Below are 2,719 nucleotides of genomic sequence, written 5' to 3'. Positions count from 1 at the left end.
CGGAACCCTTAACAATCCCAAAACTTGTCGAATGGTCGGCTTAATAGCTCACGCTATGCCGACATTCGTCTGCAAGTTTAGTTAAGGGTTCTTCTCAACATCAATAAATTTTCTCGGCATAAATGCGTGTTCTTGTTATAATTAATTTAAGAAATCAAATAGTTGGTCAACTATATTGAGAATTGCTAATGCATTTTGTAAGTCGCCAAAATTTTAAATGGTGGCTTTTTTGTTTTGTTGAATTTTAAATGGCTTTATTTTGAATTTTAAGGGGTCATTTTAAAGATTTAGGGGTAAATCATATAGTTTTATACCTAAAAACTTATATAATCTCTTAAAACGCAAATATGAGCCAAATAAATATATGCTATTTTCAAAAACAAAAATTTGAGCAAAACCAGTGACTAATTTTTTAGACACTGCCCATTTACATGCAAATTAAAATTTAGCATGTAATGGCAAAAAAATTCAGACACTGCCCAGTTACGCACAAAATTATTTTTTTGCGTAAAAACTGGGCAACCATGCTGGTTGAACGCTATAGTTCCCGCAGGGGCAAAAAAGCATAAAAAAACGCTAGCTTTTTAGCTAACGTTTCAAATCTTTTAAGTAATAATTTTGTTTTTCAAAATTCCAAATTGCCGTAATTGAATGTGCTTTTTCTTCTTCGTCTGTTGTTTTATCTTCGTCACTTGTATTAATTAAATTGCCATCTTCAGCATCATCTAAATTTAAAATTTTATGTTTTTGTTTAAGCAATCCACCATAACTCAACATACGTTTTCGGTATAAACCTTTTTCTAAATCATCAACAATCTCTGCGTCCTTTTCTTCGTTTCCAGTTAAATAATCAGACGATTTAACCGAATACTTTGAGGTTTCTTTAATTGCTGCTTGAATATCTTTATCGCCTTTTTGATTTGGTTTGATCGCTTTGATGTTTGCGACTGGTCGATAATCAACTTGCAATGCTTTTTGCCATAAATCAATCCAATCATTCTGGGAAATATAATTCTCAGAACCTCTAAAATATTTACTTTCGACACATAATAAAACGTGCATATGTTGATTATAACTACCGTCATTTTTATTAACGGTTACTTCCGTTGAACGCATAAAACCAACTAAATTTTTACTAACTTTTTTATACTTAGTTAATCTATGAAATGACTTAGTTAAATGACTTAAACTTTGTTCTAAAGTATCTCCGTCTATCGCATTTCTTGTTGATAACGTAAGGAATAACCAACGTGCCTTTGGCTTTTCTTTAACCACTTCTTCAATCACTCTTTGAGCTTGATAACTATTTTTCATAGCACGCCTCCAATTACAAACTGGACATAATTTTGATTTACAAAACCATGTCTTATGTAACTTCAAATAACCCTCATCAGTAGGCTTGAACTCTAAGACGTTACCACATTGTTTTACGTTAAAAGCCTTTTTAATTTTTAAGATTTCCAATATATCTGCATAACTTACATTATCAATTTTCTTTTCTCTCCATGGGCGTTGTTTCCCACTTTTCGTTAAATCTTTAAGTGTTTTATTATCTTGATTTTCGTCTATATATTTTGTATGATTGTCTTGCATATAAAAAGACCCCCAGTTAGATTTTTTCTCGACAATTAAATCTTATAACTGGGGCTTTTTTATGTCAAATATTATTTTATACACTAAAAAATAACGAAAACATTGATTTATCAGCGTTTAAAGCTAATATAAAAAAAGATTGTTATTTCTATATAGTATCAAGACAAGAAGAAACTCGTTTTCAACTCGTTTTAAAACCACCAACCAAAACCTTAAAACTCATCGTAATTTCACTTAAGTTTTTCTTAATTATTCCTTCTTTTTCTACGTCACTTAAATTCCACGTTAAAGGCGTCATATCAAGTAATTTATTCAATTCTTCTTTATTTAATTTAACCTTATAACTAATGTCTATCATTTCAATTTTATTAAAATTAGCTTCAAATAAATCTATAACATCAGAATTATCATAATCCTTATTTTTATGATTACTAAAGACTATATTCCTTATTTCTTTTAAATAATCACTATTAGGAATTATTTTTATCAATTTCCCCTCTTTATCTAGAACTCTTTTAAACTCATCATAATTAGAAGGGCTAAGCACATTAATTAAAAAGTCTACATTCCCATTCATAACTGGTATATCAGCTAGATCAGCAACCAACCAATTTATATTTTTATATGATTTTGCTGCTTTTTTTACACCTTCTTTTGCAATGTCTATACCTAAGAATTCATTTCCACCAAGAAATGACTTACTGATTTCATTTAAAATATAACCCTCACCAGTACCAACATCTATTACATTATTTTTAGTTTTAATCTCATATTTTTTAATAATTTCTATGATTTTTAAAATTAATGTCGAATACAAATTGCTACTATCATTCAATTCTCTTCTAGCAATAAACAATTTTTTATCGTATTTACTTTTTTTATGCCCTAAAATTAAATTCGAATACCCCTCTTTTGCAATATCAAAAGTATGGTTATTCTCACATGCTAAAGTTTTATAACCTCTCTTTAATTTTTCATCACATATAGAACACTTAAAAAACATATTCACACCTCCAATCAAATAATTATAAATAACAAAGTTGCTTTATTCCAATTGCTTTATTGACGTTGAGCCTCGGAACCCTTAACAATCCCAAAACTTGTCGAATGGTCGGCTTAATAGCTC

Annotated in this window: 2 protein-coding genes; both read right to left on the bottom strand. The window is 29.3% G+C overall.

Going from position 1 to position 2,719, the window contains the following annotated elements; all coding sequences use genetic code 11:
• Positions 1–588: 588 nt before the first annotated feature.
• Complete coding sequence (locus tag KA867_RS01650; RefSeq protein WP_078099832.1) at positions 589–1,593, bottom strand: protein rep; 1,005 nt, start codon at positions 1,591–1,593, stop codon at positions 589–591.
• Between the two features lie 181 nt (positions 1,594–1,774).
• The gene (locus tag KA867_RS01645) at positions 1,775–2,596 is read right to left on the bottom strand and encodes a putative RNA methyltransferase (RefSeq protein ID WP_050482502.1); all 822 of its coding nucleotides are present in this window, start codon (positions 2,594–2,596) and stop codon (positions 1,775–1,777) included.
• Positions 2,597–2,719: the final 123 nt, after the last annotated feature.

The organism is Staphylococcus sp. GDH8C109P (genome assembly GCF_017893405.1).
GTDB lineage: Bacteria > Bacillota > Bacilli > Staphylococcales > Staphylococcaceae > Staphylococcus > Staphylococcus cohnii.
Note: the sequence above shows the minus strand (reverse complement) of the source record. Positions and strands in the feature narration are given on the sequence as shown.